The 18,165-nt window shown below is 64.3% G+C and carries 14 protein-coding genes; 5 read left to right on the forward strand and 9 right to left on the reverse strand.

Features of this window, described 5'->3' with window-relative positions; genetic code table 11:
- The 4 genes from FJ543_RS01570 to FJ543_RS01590 all read left to right on the forward strand — a co-directional run bounded on the left by FJ543_RS01570 (position 1) and on the right by FJ543_RS01590 (position 4,079).
- A complete protein-coding gene (locus FJ543_RS01570; RefSeq protein ID WP_140873494.1) occupies positions 1-1,302 on the forward strand; it encodes a cytosine deaminase in 1,302 nt (433 codons plus the stop codon).
- The gene (locus tag FJ543_RS01575; RefSeq protein ID WP_140874424.1) at positions 1,302-2,705 is read left to right on the forward strand and encodes an FAD-binding oxidoreductase; all 1,404 of its coding nucleotides are present in this window, start codon (positions 1,302-1,304) and stop codon (positions 2,703-2,705) included. The genes FJ543_RS01570 and FJ543_RS01575 overlap by 1 nt, the downstream gene beginning before the upstream one ends.
- A gap of 205 nt (positions 2,706-2,910) precedes the next feature.
- The gene (locus tag FJ543_RS01585) at positions 2,911-3,492 is read left to right on the forward strand and encodes an NAD(P)H-dependent oxidoreductase (RefSeq protein WP_181173894.1); all 582 of its coding nucleotides are present in this window, start codon (positions 2,911-2,913) and stop codon (positions 3,490-3,492) included.
- Positions 3,492-4,079 (forward strand): NAD(P)H-dependent oxidoreductase, encoded by a 588-nt coding sequence (locus FJ543_RS01590; protein ID WP_140714794.1) that lies wholly within the window; start codon positions 3,492-3,494, stop codon positions 4,077-4,079. The genes FJ543_RS01585 and FJ543_RS01590 overlap by 1 nt, the downstream gene beginning before the upstream one ends.
- 48 nt (positions 4,080-4,127) lie before the next feature.
- On the opposite strand, the gene FJ543_RS01595 is transcribed toward FJ543_RS01590, so the two are convergent.
- From FJ543_RS01595 to FJ543_RS01615, 5 genes are all read right to left on the reverse strand, one after another.
- Positions 4,128-6,593, reverse strand: coding sequence for an FAD-dependent oxidoreductase (locus FJ543_RS01595; protein ID WP_140873498.1), 2,466 nt, complete (start codon positions 6,591-6,593; stop codon positions 4,128-4,130).
- The gene (locus tag FJ543_RS01600; protein WP_140873500.1) at positions 6,590-7,771 is read right to left on the reverse strand and encodes a pyridoxal phosphate-dependent aminotransferase; all 1,182 of its coding nucleotides are present in this window, start codon (positions 7,769-7,771) and stop codon (positions 6,590-6,592) included. The genes FJ543_RS01595 and FJ543_RS01600 overlap by 4 nt, the downstream gene beginning before the upstream one ends.
- Positions 7,764-8,669 (reverse strand): homocysteine S-methyltransferase family protein, encoded by a 906-nt coding sequence (locus FJ543_RS01605; protein WP_015317391.1) that lies wholly within the window; start codon positions 8,667-8,669, stop codon positions 7,764-7,766. The genes FJ543_RS01600 and FJ543_RS01605 overlap by 8 nt, the downstream gene beginning before the upstream one ends.
- Entirely contained in the window at positions 8,666-11,119 is a 2,454-nt protein-coding gene (locus FJ543_RS01610) for an FAD-dependent oxidoreductase (protein ID WP_140873501.1), read from the reverse strand. Before FJ543_RS01610 ends, FJ543_RS01605 begins: the two co-directional genes overlap by 4 nt.
- 70 nt (positions 11,120-11,189) lie before the next feature.
- Positions 11,190-11,732, reverse strand: coding sequence for an XRE family transcriptional regulator (locus FJ543_RS01615; protein WP_023769828.1), 543 nt, complete (start codon positions 11,730-11,732; stop codon positions 11,190-11,192).
- Positions 11,733-11,957: 225 nt separating this feature from the next.
- Here FJ543_RS01615 and FJ543_RS01620 point away from each other — a divergent pair, with 225 nt between their 5' ends.
- Positions 11,958-12,662, forward strand: coding sequence for a nitroreductase (locus FJ543_RS01620; RefSeq protein ID WP_181173895.1), 705 nt, complete (start codon positions 11,958-11,960; stop codon positions 12,660-12,662).
- A gap of 20 nt (positions 12,663-12,682) precedes the next feature.
- On the opposite strand, the gene FJ543_RS01625 is transcribed toward FJ543_RS01620, so the two are convergent.
- The 4 genes from FJ543_RS01625 to FJ543_RS01640 form a co-directional block, all read right to left on the reverse strand.
- Positions 12,683-14,125: an MFS transporter gene (locus FJ543_RS01625; protein WP_140615885.1), complete on the reverse strand. Its 1,443-nt coding sequence runs from the start codon at positions 14,123-14,125 to the stop codon at positions 12,683-12,685.
- Between the two features lie 159 nt (positions 14,126-14,284).
- The gene (locus FJ543_RS01630; protein WP_140873505.1) at positions 14,285-14,872 is read right to left on the reverse strand and encodes a sarcosine oxidase subunit gamma; all 588 of its coding nucleotides are present in this window, start codon (positions 14,870-14,872) and stop codon (positions 14,285-14,287) included.
- Positions 14,865-17,858, reverse strand: coding sequence for a sarcosine oxidase subunit alpha (locus FJ543_RS01635; RefSeq protein WP_140873507.1), 2,994 nt, complete (start codon positions 17,856-17,858; stop codon positions 14,865-14,867). The genes FJ543_RS01630 and FJ543_RS01635 overlap by 8 nt, the downstream gene beginning before the upstream one ends.
- Positions 17,855-18,151, reverse strand: coding sequence for a sarcosine oxidase subunit delta (locus tag FJ543_RS01640; protein WP_015317398.1), 297 nt, complete (start codon positions 18,149-18,151; stop codon positions 17,855-17,857). The genes FJ543_RS01635 and FJ543_RS01640 overlap by 4 nt, the downstream gene beginning before the upstream one ends.
- Between the last annotated feature and the right edge of the window lie 14 nt (positions 18,152-18,165).

Consider the following 18,165-nt stretch of genomic DNA (forward strand, 5'->3'; position numbering starts at 1 on the left):
TTGATACCAGCCTCTGGCTCCTACCGCCTTGCCAACGCGCGTGTTCATCAATCTGTCACGCTTGGTCTGGCTGCGACCTTCGACAGCGACGGTTTCGCCCTTGCCGACATTACCGTCGCGGACGGCAAGATTTCCAGCATCGCCGTGCAGGCCGCATCGAAGCTACCGGCGGGCGCCATCGACCTTGCCGGCCGTATCGTGCTGCCGTGTTTCGTCGACTGCCACACGCATATCGACAAGGGCCATATCTGGCCACGAAAGCCCAATCCAGACGGCAGCTTCACGGGCGCTCTGAACGCCACGGGCGCCGACCGCGTGGCGCGCTGGACCGCCGAGGATGTGGCGCGCCGCATGGATTTCTCGCTGCGCTCGGCCTACGCGCATGGCACCAGGGCGCTCAGAACTCATATCGACAGCGTCGCGCCGCAGGAGGAAATCTCCTGGCCCGTGTTCGAGACGATGCGCGAGGCATGGCGTGGCCGCATCGAATTGCAAGGTGCCTGCCTGCTCGGCATCGAGGGCGTGCGCGACAAGAAATGGTTCGACAGGCTGGCCAAACGCGTGGCCGCCGCCAAGGGCGTGCTGGGCGTCGTCACCTATATGGTGCCGGACCTGGAAGAGCTGCTCGACCACGTTTTCGCGCAGGCAATCAAGCACGGGCTCGACCTTGATTTCCATGCCGACGAGACCGACGACATCGCCGCGATCTCGCTGAAGAAGATCGCCGAGGCGGCGCTGTGGAACGGCTTCGAGGGCAACATCCTCGTCGGCCATTGCTGCTCGCTGGCGCGCCAGCCCGATCTCGAGGTGCTGGACACGCTGGACAAGGTGGCGAAGGCCGGGCTGGCAATCGTGTCGCTGCCGATGTGCAATCTCTATTTGCAGGACCGTCGCACTGACCAAACCACACCGCGCTGGCGTGGCGTGACGCTGCTGCATGAGATGAAGGCGAGGGGCATTGCGGTGGCCGTCGCTTCGGACAACACGCGCGATCCCTTCCATGCCTATGGCGATCTCGATATGCTGGAGGTCTACCGCATGGCGACGCGCGTCCTGCATTTCGATCATCCGGTCGGCGACTGGCCGCAGGCGGTCACCGCGACGCCGGCCCATGTGATGCGGCTCGATGGCTTCGGCACGCTCACCGCCGGAGGCGATGCCGACTTCGTGCTGTTCAAAGGTCGAAGCTGGACGGAATTGCTGTCGCGCCCCGAATCGGATCGCATCGTCGTGCGTGCGGGGCGAGCGATAGACCGGCAATTGCCCGACTATGCCGAACTCGACGAGCTGATGGTGGAATGATGGATGTTTCGGCGCTCAAACGCGATCTCGACGGGATAAAACTCGACGACAATCCGGCCATCGTCCAGCAGAAGAGCCGGGACTTCTACTGGTACAGTCCGGTCCTGAAACAACAGCTCGACCATGTCACCGGCGACCTCATCGTGACGCCCAGGAACGAAGCCGAACTGATCCGCGTGCTTGCCGCCTGTCATCGCCATGGCGCGGCGGTGACGCCGCGCGGCAGCGGCACCGGAAATTATGGCCAGGCAATGCCGCTTTCGGGCGGCGTGGTGCTCAATCTCGCCGAGATGAACGAGATCAAGTCGATCGCGCCGGGGCGCGTGGTGACCGGACCGGGCGCGGTCCTGGCCGACATCGACAAGGCGACGCGCGCGCATTCCGGGCAGGAGCTGCGGCTGTCGCCCTCCACCTACAACACCGCCTCGATCGGCGGTTTCATCGCCGGCGGCTCCGGCGGCGTCGGCTCGATCAATTTCGGCGGATTGCGTGATTTCGGCAATGTGCTGCGCCTGCGCGTGGTGACGATGGAGGCCGAGCCGAGGGTGCTCGAACTCACCGGCGAAGACCTGCACAAGGTGACCCACGCCTATGGCACCAATGGCATCATCTCGGAAGTCGAGATGCCGCTGACGGCGGCCTATGACTGGATCGACGTCATCGTCGGCTTCGACCAATTCATGGATGCGGCGCGCTATGGCAATGCGCTGGCCTGCCAGGACGGCATCCTGACCAAGCTGATCACGCCGATTGCGGCACCCGTGCCGCAGCTTTATTTCAAGCGGCACCAGAAATTCTTCAGGGAAGGTCAAAGCATCTGCGTCGTCATGGTGGCGCAACATGGGCTGGATGCTTTTCTGGCCTTTACGCGCCGCGCCGGGGGTGAGGTGATCTACAACGCCACCACGGCGACGCCGGAGGAGAAAAAGGGCCTGCCGCCGGCCTATGAGCTGGCCTGGAACCACACGACGCTCCGGGCGCTGCGCGTCGACCCCGCCGTCACCTACCTGCAGTCGCTCTATCCCTTTCCCAACCAGCTGGCGCTGGTAGAGAAAATGGATGCGATGTTTCCCGGCGAAGTGTTCTCGCATCTCGAATTCGTGCGGCTGGATGGCAACATCACCTGCTTCGGCCTGCCGCTGGTCAAGTTCACCACCGAGGCGCGGCTTAACGAGATCATCCGCCTGCATGAGGAAAATGGCTGCCCGATCTTCAACCCGCACCGCTACACGCTGGAAGAGGGCGGCATGAAGCAGACCGACGCGGTGCAACTCGCCTTCAAGCGCGAGACCGACCCGCAAGGCCTGCTCAATCCCGGCAAGATGATCGCCTGGGAAAACCCGGACTATGACTACCGTTCGGGCCGGACGTTCCTGTTCAAGGGGCTGCAGAGGACGGGATGAGGAGAAGTTCGCGCTTGAACACCCCCCTCTGGCCTGCCGGCCATCTCCCCCGCAAGGGGGGAGATCGGACTGCCTCATTGCTTTCGCCAATTGTCAGCGTGGCAGGTTGGCGGCAGCGTTTAAGCTGCCAATCTCCCCCCTTGCGGGGGAGATGGCTGGCAGGCCAGAGGGGGGTGCCTCGCGCCGACCTGCGGAATATCCTCCCGTGAAAATCCTCGTCCTCTACGCTCATCCGGTCGAGACCAGCTTCAATGCCGGGCTGCACGGGACGATCGTCGAGCGGCTGACGGCGGCGGGTCACGTGGTCGACGATTGCGATCTCTATGCCGAAGAATTCGATCCGCGGCTGACGCGCAGGGAAAGGCTGGACTATCACAATCAGCGCGGCTCCGCCGACCCTGCGGCGCCATACGTCGAGCGCCTGTTGCGGGCCGATGCGCTGGTGCTTTCCTATCCGGTCTGGAATTACGGTTTCCCGGCGATCCTGAAAGGGTTTTTCGATCGCGTCTTCCTGCCGGGCGTGTCGTTCAAGCTGGTCGACGGCAAGGTGGAGCCGTCGCTGCACAACATAAGAAAGGTCGCGGCGGTCACCTCCTATGGCGGCAGCCGGTTCCGCGCCTTTCTGATGGGCGACCCGCCGCGAAAACTGATCAAGCGCATGCTGCGCGCCACGGTAAAGCCGGGTGCTCCGGTGACCTACCTCGCGCATTATTCGATGAACCTGTCGACCGATGAAACCCGGAAGTCCTTCACGGCGAAGGTCGCGGCCAGCATGGATGCATTCTGATGCGTGCGCTTGTCGTCTATTGCCATCCGGTGCCGGAGAGCTTCTGCGCCGCCATTCGCGACATCGCCGTGGATGTGCTGACGCGTCGAGGCTGGGACGTGCGGCTGCTCGACCTCTACGCCGAAAAGTTCGATCCGGTGATGAGCTGCGAGGAGCGGCGTACCTACAATAGTCAGGCGCCGCAGGATCCGGCGCTGAAACCGCATTTCGAACTGCTCAACTGGGCCGAGGCGATCCTGTTCGTCTACCCGACCTGGTGGTACGGGCTGCCGGCGATGCTGAAGGGCTGGCTCGACCGGGTGTGGGCGACCGATGTCGCCTTCAAGCTGCCGGCGGGCAGGGGAGGGATCAAGTCGCTGATGACGCATGTCACCAGGGTCGGCGTCATCACCACTTGCGGCGCGCCGACCTGGTGGAGCGTCGTCGTCGGCCAGCCCGGGCGCAAGACCTTGCTGCGCGGCATGCGGGCGCTGTGCGCCAGGCGCTGCAAGACGTTCTTCCTGGCGCATTATTTGATGGACGCCTCGACGCCGAAGACGCGAGCGGCGTTTCTGGTCAAGGTGCGGGCGAAGTTGGAGCGGTTTTGAAAGATTAGCACCTTCTCCCCGTGAACGAGGGAGAAGGAAAAAGCGCCGCTACATCTTCGTCCGTTCCGATTTCGGATCGTACATCGGTTTCAGCGATGCCTCAGCCGCAAACCGTTCGCCGGCGATCTCGATTTCATAAGTCGAGGCGAGCACATCCGCCTCGCTCTGCCCTTGGCACGGCACATAGCCCAGCCCGATCGCTCCGCCGAGATGGTGGCCGTAATTGCCCGAAGTGATCGGACCGATGATCTTGCCATCGCGCAGGATCGCTTCGTTGTGGAAGAGCAGGGGCTGCGGGTCCTTGAGGCGGAACTGGACCAGGCGGCGGTCCAATCCGGCCTCCTTCTTCTTCAGCACGGCATCGCGGCCGATGAAATCGCCCTTGGTCGTCTTCACCGCGAAGCCGAGGCCCGCCTCCAGCACATTGTCCTCATCGGTGATGTCGTGTCCGAAATGGCGGAAAGCCTTTTCTATGCGGCAGGAATCGAGCGTGTGCAGTCCACAGAGCTTTAGCCCGACATCGGCACCGGCCTCATCGATGGCCTCGAAGACATGGGCGGCCTGTTCGGTCGAGATGTAAAGCTCCCAGCCGAGCTCTCCGACATAGGTGACGCGGTGCGCCCGGGCGAGGCCCATGCCGATTTCGATCTCCTGGAACGTGCCGAACGGATTGTTCTCGTTGGAGAAGTCGTTGGGGCTGACCTTCTGGATCAGTTTTCGCGCATCCGGGCCCATCACGCAGAGCACGCTTTCAGCGGCGGTTACGTCCGTGATGATGACGAACTGGTCGCCGACATGCCGGTGCAGCCAGGCGAGGTCGCGCTGCAGCGTGGCGCCCGGCACGACGAGGAAATAGGCCGTATCCGAAAGCCGCGACACGGTGAGGTCGCTCTCTATGCCGCCGCGCTGGTTGAGCATTTGCGTGTAGACGATCTTGCCCGGCGCCACATCCATGTCGTTGGCGCAGAGTCTTTGCAGGAAGGCGCAGGCGTCGCGGCCCTCGACGCGGATCTTGCCGAACGACGTCATGTCGAACAGACTGACCTTGTCGCGGACCGCCAGATGCTCCTCGCGCTGGTTGTCGAACCAGTTCTGCCGCTTCCAGGAATAGCGATATTCGCGCTCCTGGCCTTCGCGGGCGAACCAGTTGGCGCGCTCCCAGCCGGCGACTTCGCCGAACACGGCGCCGCGCGCCTTCAGGTGCTCGTGCAGGGGAGAGCGGCGCACACCACGCGAGGTTGCCATCTGGCGATAGGGGAAATGGTCGGCATAGAGCAGGCCGAGCGTTTCGGAGACGCGTTCCTTGAGATAGCGGCGGTTCTTCTGGAAGGGTTGAGTGCGGCGGATGTCGACTTCCCACAGGTCGAACGGGGCTTCGCCATCGTTGATCCACTGCGCCAGCGCCATGCCGGCGCCGCCCGACGAGACGATGCCGATCGAATTGTAGCCGGTCGCCATCCAGTAGCCGCGCAACTCCGGCGCCTCGCCGAGATAATAGCGGTCATCAGGGGTGAAACTTTCAGGCCCGTTGAAGAAAGTGTGGATGCCGGCGGTCGCCAGCATCGGCATGCGGCTAACGCCCATTTCGAGGATCGGTTCGAAATGGTCCATGTCCTCCGGCAACTGGTCGAAGCAGAAATCCTCGCGGATGCCCTCCATGCCCCATGGCTTGGCCACCGGCTCGAAGGCGCCGAGCATCATCTTGCCGGCGTCTTCCTTATAGTAGGCGCACTCGTCCGGCACGCGCAGCACCGGCAGGCGGCCAAGGCCGGGGATCGGCTCGGTGACCAGATAAAAGTGCTCGCAGGCGTGCAGCGGGATGTTCACGCCGTTCTGGGCGCCGAGGTCGCGCGCCCACATGCCGGCGCAGTTGATGACGATGTCGGTCTCGATCGTGCCCTGGCCTTCGCCTTGCGCCCAGGACACGCCGGAGACGCGGCCATTTTTCGTATGGACCTTGGTGACCTTCACATTCTCCGCGATTGTGGCGCCGCGTTGGCGCGCACCCTTGGCAAGCGCCATGGCGATGTTGGCCGGGTCGCACTGGCCGTCGAGCGGCAGATGCACGGCGCCGACCACGTCCGAGACATTGAGATGCGGGTACATCTCCTTGACCTCATTGGGAGAAATCTCGCGCACGTCGACGTCGAAGGCGCGGGCGAGCGACGCCTGCCGGTAGATCTCGTGCTTGCGCTCTTCGGTCAGCGCCACGGTGATCGAGCCGACCTGGCGCATGCCGGTGCCGACCTCGGTCTCTGCTTCCAGCTTGACGTAGAGATCGGCCGAATATTTCGCCAGCCGGGTCATGTTCTGCGAGCCGCGCAACTGTCCGATCAGTCCGGCGGCGTGCCATGTCGTGCCCGAGGTCAGTTGCTTGCGCTCCAGAAGCACGATGTCGGTCCAGCCAAGCTTGGCCAGGTGGTAGGCGACCGAGCAGCCGGAGACGCCGCCGCCGATGATGACGGCCCTTGCCTTGGTGGGAATGGCTTTCGTGGGAAGGCTCCTGGTAGTCATGCGGCCTCACAACGGTAGCTGGAAACGAAACGGCGCAGCCGGGCGGCTGCTTCCCTGAGCACGGGTTCGGGCTGGCACAGGCTGATTCTGATATGGCCGGCCGCGGCTTCGCCGAAACTCGAGCCCGGCATGACGCCGACCTTCTCCTTGTCGAGGAAGGCGAAGGCGAATTTCTCGTCGTCGGGTTCGACATCGGATATGTCGAGCATGACATACATGCCGCCTTCGGAACCGCGCACGGTGACATCGTTCATGCCGCGCACGGCATCGAGCAGAACGGTGCGGCGCACCGCGTAGCGTTCGGCGATGTCCTTGACGCCATGGTGCTGCTCCAGCGCCTCGGTGCAAGCGATGGAGATGAAGGCCGGCAGGCCGTAGGTCGTCACCAAATTGAGATTGATCAGCAGTGTGATCATTTTTTCCGGACCGGTCAGCCAGCCCATGCGCCAACCAGTCATGCCGTGGCTCTTGGACATCGAATTGATCACCAGCGTGCGCTCGGCCATGCCGGGCAGCGAGCGCGGCGAGACATGCTCGCCGCCGCCCAGCGTCCAGTAGACCTCGTCGGATAGCAGCCAGAGATCGTGCTCGCGGCAGATTTCGGCCAGCTGTTCCAGCCGCTCACGCGAATAGACGGCACCGGTCGGGTTGTTCGGCGTGTTGATCAGTATGGCGCGCGTGTTGGGCTTGAGTGCCGCACGGATCATGTCCGCGCGCGGTTGGAACCCATCCTCGGCCGGTGTCTCGACGACGGTGAAGCTGGCACCGGCGGCACTGAAGGTGTTGGGATAGGTGGCATAGTAGGGGGCAACCACGATGGCGTGGTCGCCCGGGTCGAGAACGGCCTGCACGGCCGCGTAAAGTGCTGCTTGGCCGCCCGGCGTGGCGATGACCTCTTCCGGCGTCGTCTCGACACCGGTGCAGGCGCTGGAGGCCGCCGCCATCGCCTTGCGCAGGCGCGGCAGGCCGGGCAGCGGCGTGTAGTGATGGTTGCTGCCGCGAACCGCCGCAACGCAGGCTTCGATCGTCTCCGACGGCGTGTCGAAATCGTGGTCGCCGACCGACAGCATGATAATGTCCTCGCCGGCTTCCTTGCGGGCCCAGGCGGCGAAATGAACTTCCCAGCCGTCCTTGCCCGATGGAACAATGCCGGTGATGCGCGATGATGGTTTAGGCATGTGAGACTCCCGTGATCGCGTAGCCGTCCTGTTGCAGCCGGTCGCGCAAGGCGGCGATATGGGCAGGACCGACCTCGCAGCAACCGCCGACGATGTCCGCACCCGCTTCCACCCAGCCGACAGCCTGGTCGGCGTAGGCATCCGGACCGAGGTCGTGGCGGGCATGCAGTACATCCACCGTGCCGCCATGCTTGAGCGCTTCGGTGGAAGTGAAGCCATTGGCATAGGCACCGACCAGGCCGCCAAGCTCGATCAGTTCAGGCAAGGCCGCCGCAATCGCCTCGGGGCGGCAGCAGTTGAGCAGCCGCGCCGCCACCGGCAGATTTCCGAGCGCATCGGCCGCCGACGCAATAGTCTCGCCGCTGCGCAAGCGCGGCGTGCCGTGATCGGCCAGCGTCCATGACACCCAGACAGGCTTGCCGCTTTCCGATGCGGCGGTGACCGCCGCGCGCGCTTCCTCCGACGACGCCATGGTCTCGCAAAGGAACAGGTCGACACCGTCCACCTGCTCGGCGACGATGCGGCGGTAGATGTCGAGCGTCTCCTGGTAGGAGATCGTCAGCGCCGGCGCGTAGCTGCCGAAGAGCGGCGACAGGCAGCCGGCGATCGCCGCATCGCCGGCCTCGTCGCGCGCTTGCCTGGCGAGCTCGATGCCACGCTTCTGCAATGGCTTGAACAGGTCTTCCGCACCTTCGCGCGCCAGGCGTTCGGGCGTCGCCGAATAGGTGTTAATGGTGATGACGCGGGCGCCGGCGTTGATGAATTCGGCATGCAGGCCGCGCACAAGGTCCGGTTCGTCGATCAGCACCCTGGCCGACCACAGCGGCGTCGGCTCGGACTGGCTGCGCCGCACCAGCTCCTGGCCCATGCCGCCATCGGTGAGGATAACGTTCTTCATGCGCGCAGTCTTTCGTTCCTGGGATCCCACAAGGGCTCGTCCTGTTGCACGATCGCCTTGAAGCGGTCGCCGAAGATCTCGACCTCAACCGATGTGCCGGGTTCGGTCAGGTCGGCGCGCAGCATGCCGAGCGCGATCGACTTGTCGACGCGATGGCCCCAGCCCCCCGACGTCGTCTCGCCGACGATCTGGCCGTCATGCCAAAGGGTCGACATGTAAGGCGCGTCGCAATCGCCGGGATCTTCGACCACCAGCGTGACGAAGCGTTTCTTCACGCCTTGCTGTTTTTCGTTCTGGAGGGCCGCCTTGCCGCGGAAATCGGGCTTTTCCCATTTGACGAAGCGCTCCAGACCGCCCTGCAGGATCGAATAGTCGGTCGACAGATCGCCCTTCCAGGTGCGGTAGCCTTTTTCGAGCCGCAGCGAATCCAGTGCGTACATGCCAAACGGCTTCAGCCCATGATTCTGCCCGGCAGCGCAGATCGTATCGAAGATCGCGGCAGTGTCGTCGACCCTGGTGTGGATCTCCCAGCCGAGCTCGCCGGCGAAGGAGACGCGGACCAGCCTGGCCCAGCGCCCGGCAATCCTGGTTTCCTGATGCGTCAGCCAAGGCAAGGTCAGGTCGGCGTCACAGACGTCGGCAAGGATTTTTCGCGAGTTGGGACCGGCCAGGATCTGCGTGGAGAATTCTTCCGTCCGGTCGATCAGCTTGAACGCCGCATCCCCGGGCATGTGCGATTTCAGCCATTCGAAGTCATGCCACTGTGCCACCGCCGCGGTGATCAGCGTCATGGACTCCTCGCCATGGCGCACCACCGACATTTCGGTGACGATGCGGCCCTTGTCATCGGAGAAATAGACCAGGCCGATGCGGCCGGGCTTCGGCACCAGGCCGGTCACCTGTCGGCTCAGCCATTCGGCGGCACCAGGGCCTTCGAGATTGAAGCGCGAGAAGCCGGGCAGGTCGAGGATGCCGGCGGCGTCGCGGACAGCCAGGCACTCTTCGCGCACGCGCTGCTGCCAAGGCCCGTCGCGACGGAAGGTCAGCGTGGCTTCCTCGGAGACGTCGTCGCCGTCCCGCGCGTACCAGGTAGCGCGTTCCCAGCCATTATAGGCGTCGAAACGGGCACCCAGCGCCTTGATGCGATCGTGGATCGGCGACAGTTTCCTGTCACGTCCTTCCGGCCAGGCATGGCGCGGGAACTGGATGGCGTATTCGTTGCCGTAGATCTCCATGCCCTTGGCCACGCAATAGTCCGGCGCGGAAGCAAAGGAGGTGAAGCGGCGCGGATCGCACGACCACATGTCCCATTCGGTCTGGCCTTGCGTAACCCATTCGGCCAGCACCTTGCCGGCACCGCCGCCCTGGGCGATGCCGAAAGTGAAGACGCAAGCCTCGAAGGCGTTGGGAACGCCGGGCATCGGCCCGATCAGCGGATTGCCATCCGGCGCATAAGGGATCGGGCCGTTGATGACCTTGGAGAGGCCGGCGGTGCCGAGGATCGGCACACGGGCGACGGCATCGGCCAGATAATGTTCCAGCCGGTCGAGGTCGTCGGGGAAGAGCTGGAAGGAAAAGTCGTCCGGCATGGGATCGTTGTGGGTGGTCCAGTGCGCGCGGCAATTGCGCTCATAGGGGCCGAGATTCATGCCCGCCTTTTCCTGGCGCAGATAATAGGAGGTATCGACGTCGCGCAGCAGCGGCAGCTTCTTGCCCTGTTCCTTCGACCAGGCGGCGAGTTCGGGGATTTCCTCGAACAAAATGTACTGGTGGCTCATCACCATCATCGGCACTTCGCGGCCGAACATCCTGCCGACTTCGGCGGCACGGTAGCCGGCTGCATTGACGACGATCTCGCAGCGGATCTCGCCTTGCGGTGTCTCGACCACCCACTCGTCCTTTTCGCGGCGCACGCCTGTCACGGGGCAGAACCGGATGATTTTCGCACCCATGTCGCGCGCGCCCTTGGCCAGCGCCTGCGTCAGCTGTGCCGGGTCTATGTCGCCGTCGCTCGGATCGTACAGCGCGCCCTTCAACTCATGCGTTTCGAGGAAGGGGTAGCGGCGCTTGATCTCGTCGAGCCCGATCACGTCTATGTCCATGCCTTGGTAACGGCCCATGCCCTTGGCGCGCTGGAATTCCTGGATGCGTTCCTTTGTGTGGGCGAGCCTGAGCGAGCCGGTGACATGGTAGTTCATGGGATAGTCGACGGCGTCGGCCAAGCCGCGATAGAGCTCGGTCGAATAGCGCTGCATGTTCATCAGCGACCAGGAGGAGGAGAAGGTGGGCACATTGCCGGCCGCATGCCAGGTCGAGCCGGAGGTCAGCTCGTTCTTTTCCAGGAGCACGCAGTCGGTCCAGCCGGCCTTGGCCAGGTGATAGAGCGACGAGGTGCCGACAACGCCACCTCCGATGATCACCACGCGCGCCGTGCTCGGCAAACCCGCCATGTTCTTCTCCCAATCTTCAAGCGCGCCGCGCTTCTTTTGCTTTATGGATGCATGTCGTCGGCGACATGCATCAATAGACCGGTGGCGAAACCACCCAGATGACAACCGCCGGTTCGCTGCCTGGATTGCGCCAGCGGTAAGGCTTGCCTTCGAAGCGGAAGGAGTCGCCTTCGCCAAGCCGGTGCCAGACGCCCGCAATCTCTATGTCGAACTGCCCAGACGCGATGTATCCGGCCTCCTCGGTCGGCCGGCGGGCCTCGTTCTTCAACTCCGCGCCCGGCGCGAAGACAGACCGCACCATCTCGAAAGTACCACCGAGGTCCGGTGACAGAAGCTCCTCCACGAGGCCGGATTCGCTGGTGCCAAGCGTGCGGCGCTTGCCGGCGCGCACCACGACGCCGCGCTCGCTTTCCACGGGCACGTCATGGCTGAAGAAGAGGCTGATCGGCACGCCGAACAACTCGGCGAAGGCCCTGAGATCGCTGAGCGACGGCGTCGACAGACCGCGCTCGACCTGGCTGACCCAGCCGACCGAACGGCCCAGCTTCAGCGCGATCTCGGCCAGCGTAAGCCCGCGCACCCGGCGCAACGCCCTGATGTCGCCGGCCAGCACTCGTTCGCCAGGTCCCTGCAATGTTCGTGCGGTAGGGGAGGCCAAATCGCTCACTTCATGAAAATTTTCAGTCGAATTTCATGAGAAATGAAGCTCATGAAAAAATCAAGTAGATTTTCACCAATGCTCAAGATTTGCTTGCAGGATTTTGACGGTTCATGCAAAGCCTCCGCCGCGAGCGGCGAGTGGGGACGTCCGATCGAGAACACGGCTAAGGGACGGCCCATGCTGGAAAAGAAGGCTCGAATCGCGGTTGACGCCGAAATCGTCGACGATGCGATCATGTCGCGCCGTTCGGTGCGCGCATTTCTGCCCGACATGATCGACGACGAGACGATCCGTGACATACTGACTGTTGCGGCGCGCGCTCCTTCCGGCACCAACATGCAGCCGTGGCGCGTCTACGTTACCAAGGGCGGGAGCAAGCAGCGGATCACGGATGCCATCATGAATTCCGGAATCCGCGCGGAAAAAGCCGAATGGGACGAATATCGCTATTATCCCACCCAGTTCTTCGAGCCTTATCTCACCCGCCGCCGGGCCAACGGGTTCGGCCTCTATGGCGCGCTCGGCATAGGCCGTAGGGAAGTCGACAAGATGCGCGCCCAGCACGACCGCAACTTCGTTTTTTTCGACGCTCCGGTCGGCATGATCTTCACCATCGACCGTCGGCTTAACCAGGGTTCGTGGATCGATTACGGCATGTTCCTGCAAAACATCATGGTCGCGGCGCGGGGCAGGGGTCTGCATACCTGTCCGCAAGCGGCCTTCGCGCCCTATCACCGGCAGATCCGGCCGGTGCTCGGCATCCCCGACGAGGAGATCGTCGTCTGCGGCATGGCGCTCGGCTATGAAGACACATCCAAGCCCGAGAACGCCTTCCGCACCGAGCGTGAGCCGCTCGTTGAATGGGTGACGTTCAGCGAATAGGCTGCATCCGGCGCAAGCCGCTATTCCGTGTTCATGTGGGCGCCGTGGCCACTGACATGGGCGCCGTCCTGCGGCGTCAGCTTGAGATAGGCGGATAGTGCGCAGAGCGTGATGACGCCTTCGATCACGAACAGGATCCGGAAGTCGCTGGCGACGGCCGGCCCGCCGCCGGCGAGAAACGACAGCATCGCAGCCGCCAGCCCGACGCTGATGGCGACCGCCAGTTGCCACAGGATATAATAGAGCGCGCTGAAGCGGGCGAGCTGTTCGGGCGCGATGTCGGAATAGGCAAGGTTGCCGGTTGAGGCCCATTGCACCGAGCGGAAGACGCCGAAGACGAAGATGTAGGTGAGCGTGATCCACACCGGGGTCGTTGCCTGCACCAAGGCGAAGCCCGCGACCATGGCGGCAACCACGGGCGTGTTCAAGACCAGCACGCGGCGAAAACCGAAACGGTTGAGGAGGCGTGGCATGAAGATGCGCATACCCACCGAACCGACCGCCGCCACGAAGGTCAGCGATCCCGCCTGCACCGCGCTCATGCCGAAGCCGAGCTGGAACATCAGCGGCAGCAGGAAGACGACGGAGCTGAGGCCGATCGTGTCCAGGCCGCCGCCGGTAAGAAACGAGATGCGGAAGGTGCGGATGCGCAGGAGCTTGAGATCGAGCAGCGGATTGCGCACGCGCAGGCAGTAGAGGGAGGCGGCCGTCAGGATGATGAGCGCCAGCGCAAGCTCGGCCGCGATGATGCCGCCGGCGGCGTCTTTCGCCGCCAGCGAGTCCATACCGAAGACCAGCAGCACCATGCCGCTGCCGACCAGCAAAAAGCCTGGAAAATCGAACCGCGTGCGCACCGGCTTGGTCATTGTCGGGAACAGCGAGGCGGCAAGAATTGCGGCCGCGAGCGCGAACGGCACGTTGATGAAGAAGATCCAGCGCCAGGAGATGTAGGTGGTCAGCGCGCCGCCGACGAGCGGACCGACCAGCGGTCCGGACTGGCCGGCCAGCGAGATGTACATGTTGATCTTCAAGGTCCGGCTGCGCGGGAAGGTCGACAGGATGACGACCTGGCCGAGCGTTCCCATCAGCGCGCCCCCGAAGCCCTGCAGCGCGCGGGCGCTAACCAGCATCCAGAGGTCGTTCGAGAGCCCGCACATGGCCGAAGAAGCGGCAAACACCAGCAAGGCAAAGCAATAGACGTTGCGCAGGCCGAAACGGTCGGCCGCCCAACCGCCGAGCGGCATCGAGATGATCAGGCTGGCGACGTAGACGGTGATCAGCAGGCCGAGCTGGCTGGGCGGACGGCCAAGGCTTTCGCTGATGCCCGGCAGCGCCGTCACCACGACATTCTGGTCGAGGCTGGTCATGAACACGCCGCAGGCGACTGTCAGCGGCAGCAGGAGCAGGGCTCTGGCCGGCACATCGGCGCGATCGGTGGCGCCGGTGGATAGTTCAGCGGTCATGGGGATGTTCGAACCAAATATGCCGACTCTAAACCGGGATTTTCACCCCTCGGGCCGGTTGGACGACCACGTTTCCACCTTGGGCGCCTTCGGCAGGATTCTCTAGCGGCAGAACCAGCCGGCATTGAGGCCAGAGGCCGCGGCTCTAAGCTCGCATGCCTACTGCACCTCGTAGCCGACTTCCTCGCTGGCGTGGCAGAGCGCCTTCCAGAACGAGCGCGCGAAGGAGCGAAAGACATAGATGTCGAACTGGTCGGTGCCGGTGCGCTGAATCTGGGCGAAGACATCGTGATGGGTTGTCGAGCGACCGGCGCCGACCGGAAAGGCAGGCAAGGCGAAGTCGATGGCGAAGAATTTCGACAGCACCCATTCGGCTTTCGGCCCGGCAATGCGGATCGCGGTGCGGCCATGCGACAGGTCCGTCACCGTGCCGATGGCCGGCGTCACCGCCTTGGTCAACGCCAGGGCCAGTCCTTCGGCTTCATCGGTCACCGTGAGTTTTCCCGGCGCGAAGCCGAATGCCGCTTTCGCGCCGTCGCTCGAGCCGCCGCCGGCGCCATCGGGCAGAGCAAGCCCGGTGACGGTGCGGATGGCCTCCATCAGTTTCTTCTCCTCGCCTGGCCATGCCGCGAGTTGCACGATCGAGCCCGGCCTGGTTTCGGTGAGCAGGATCTCGACGCCATGTTCGAAATTGCCGTGCGAGCCGACATGGAACTCCGGCTCGAGGGGCGATTGACGCTCAGCCATGCATGCGGGTCCCTTCCGGATCGTAGAAGTGGTTGGAGACGATCTCCACGGGCCCGAAGCGGTTGCGCAAGGGATCGGAGACATGCGCACGCGTGCCGTGCCTGGCCTTGCCGCCCTTGACCAGCGCCAGCGCGATATGCTTGCCGAGCGCCGGCGAATAGCAGCAGGCGGTGATGTGCCCGATCGAGCCGTGCGGATTGGCTTCATCGACGTCCTCGACAATGTGCGCGCCGCCATTGAGCGGCCGGTTGTCGAGCGCGATCAGGCCGACCAGTTCCAGCCGCTCGGACGCGGCGAGACCTTCCCGATCCATCATCGCGGAGCCGATGAACGGCTTCTTCTTCGACAGCATCCAGTCGAGATGCAGGTCGCGCGCCGTGGTGCGGCCATCAATCTCGGCGCCGGTGACATGGCCTTTCTCGATGCGCATCGTGCCCAGCGCCTCGAGGCCGTAGGTAACCAGCCCGAACGGCTTACCGGCCTCGACCAGTGCTTCCCAGACGTGGGTGCCATGGCCGGCGCCGGAATAGACTTCGAAGGCCATTTCGCCGGAGAAGGAAAGCCGGCAAATCATCACCGGAACGCCTGCGATCTCGCCGTGCACGATGCCCATGAAGGGCAAGGTGGCGTTGTCCACGGCAGTGCCGGTGACGCAGGCTGCCAAAATCTGCCGCGCTTTCGGGCCGCCGATGGCGGCTCCCGCCCATTCGTCGGTCACCGAGGTGACGTGGACCTTGAGTTCCGGCCAGATCACATCGAGGAAATATTCCAGATGCTGCATCACCTTGCCGGCATTGGCCGTGGTGGTGGTCATCAGGAAATCCTGTTCGCCCAGCCGCCATGTGGTGCCGTCGTCGAAGGCAAAGCCGTCCTCGCGCAGCATCAGCCCGTAGCGCGCCTTGCCGACGGCGAGCGTCGAGAACATGTTGGTGTAGACACGGTCGAGGAATGCGGCGGCGTCGGGACCCTGCACGGCGATCTTGCCCAGCGTCGAGACATCGACGATGCCCGCGCTTTCGCGCGTCGCCTTGGCTTCGCGCACATAGGCCTGTTCGACGGTTTCGCCCGAAAGCCCGTAGATCATCGGCCGGTACCAGAGGCCGGCGGAGTACATGGTCGCGCCATTGTCGACATGCCAGTCATGCATCGGGGTCAGCCGCTCGGGCTTGAGATCGCCGAAGCGCTCCGCTGCCAGCGAGCCGATCGACACCGGCGCGAAAGGTGGCCGGAAGCGGGTCGTGCCGACCTCCGGGATCGGCTTGCCCAGCGCTTCCGCCATGATGGCGAGGCCGGGAACGTTGGAGCTCTTGCCCTGGTCGGTGGCCATGCCGAGTGTGGTGTAGCGCTTCAGGTGCTCGACCGAGACGAAGCCTTCGCGATGCGCCAGGCGGACATCCTCCGCCGTGACGTCGTGCTGGAAGTCGACGAAGCTCTTGCCGCTGCCCTTGATTTCGAACACAGGCGCGGGATCTGGATCTCCGGGAGCTGCCTCGACAGTGGGCAGCGCCGTCGGCGTGGCGGTGCCGCCACTCGCGGCAAGGCCTGCGGCGCGCCCTTCAGCTATTGCCTCTCCCGTCGAAAAGCTGCCGGTGAACGCGCCGGCGCCGATCCAGCTTTGCGTCGGCTTGGGCGGCAGGAAGGCCTGCCGGGCCGCGTTCCATTCAGCCTTGGCGCCGGCCTGGCTGGCCAGATGGATGGTCGGCGACCAGCCGCCGGACATCAGCAGGCAATCGGCATGGATGCTGCGCGCATCACCGCTCAGCGTACCCGCGACCATGTCGAAGCGCTGAACCTTGAGGCCGGACAAGGCTTTGCCGCCTTCCGTGGCGACCACCGCATGGCCGGAAAGCAGTTCCGCCTCGGCTTCGCCGGCCAGGGCGCCCATCTCGGCGGATGGTTGCGGGCGCACGTCGACGATGGCAACGACCGCCGCACCGGCCTGCTTCAGCGCCAGCGCCGAGCGGTAGGCGCTGTCATTGTTGGTGAACAGCACGATCCGCTGCCCCGGCAGCACGCCGAATTCGTTGGCGTAGCGCTCCGCCGCATGCGCCAGCATCACGCCGGGCCGGTCATTGCCGGGAAACACCAGCGGCCTTTCGAAGGCGCCGGTGGCCAGCACGACGGATCCGGTGCGGATCGCCCAGTAGCGATGGCGCGGCTCCCCCTTGGCGGGCTGCGCCTTGTGGTCGCTGACCCGCTCGAGCGCGGCAAGCGTATTGTTGTCGTAGTAGCCCCAGACGGTGGTGCGCGGCAGAAGCCGGACATTGTCTCGCGCCTCAAGCTGGGCCACGGTGCGCCGCACCCAATCAGCGGCGGGTGCGCCATCGATGGTTTCGCCGGACCAGTTGGCCGAACCGCCGAAGCGCGGCTCGAGATCGGCCAGGATGACGCGGGCGCCCTGATCGGCGGCTGCCTTGGCGGCCATCAGGCCGGCCGGTCCTGAGCCGACCACAAGCACGTCGCAAAAGGCGTTCATGCGCTCGTAGCGGGCCGGGTCCTTCGCCGATCCGGCGCTGCCGAGGCCGGCGGCGCGGCGGATGAAATGCTCGCAGAACATCCAGAAGCGCGTGCCTTTCAGCGGGCCGACAACCGGTCCCATGAAGGTCTTGTAGTAAAACCCGGCCGACAGCAGTTTTCCGCCGAACTGGTTGACGGCATGGATGTCGAAGGCAAGCGAGGGGAAACGGTTCTGGCTGACGGCGACCAGCCCGTCATGGATCTCGACCATGGTCGCCGGGATGTTGGGTTCGCGCACCTCGCCCTTCAGCACCGTGACCAGCGCGTTGGGCTCCTCGACGCCGGCGCTCAGCAGGCCGCGCGGCCGATGGTATTTGAAAGAACGCCCGAACAGGGTGACGCCATTGGCCAGCAGCGCGGACGCCAGCGTGTCGCCGCCATGCCCGGCATAGGCAACGCCGTCGAAGGTGAAGCGGATCGTCTTCAGCCGGTCTATGCGGCCGCCGGTGTCGGTGCGGCGCGGGCTCATGGCTTGTCCTCCGCCTTGCGGCGCGCGGCCGAGCTGTGATCGCCGCGCGCGAAGGCGACACTGGAAATCTCATGCGTCAGCGTGTTGCGCACCACCCTCAGGTGAGCCCGGCAGCCGCCGGAATGCTGCCAGATCTCGTTGTGGTCGCCGGCCGGGTTCAGCCGGTCGTAGACATAGGCATTCCAGGCCTCGAAATTCTGCGAGGCGGGGTCGGGACGTTCGCGGTTGCCGTCACCCTGATAGGTGAACTCAATGACATCGCGCGGGCCGCAATAGGGGCAAGTGATCAGCACGGAATGTTCCTAAT

Origin of the sequence: Mesorhizobium sp. B2-5-7 (genome assembly GCF_006440875.1) — a bacterium.
Taxonomy (GTDB): domain Bacteria; phylum Pseudomonadota; class Alphaproteobacteria; order Rhizobiales; family Rhizobiaceae; genus Mesorhizobium; species Mesorhizobium australicum.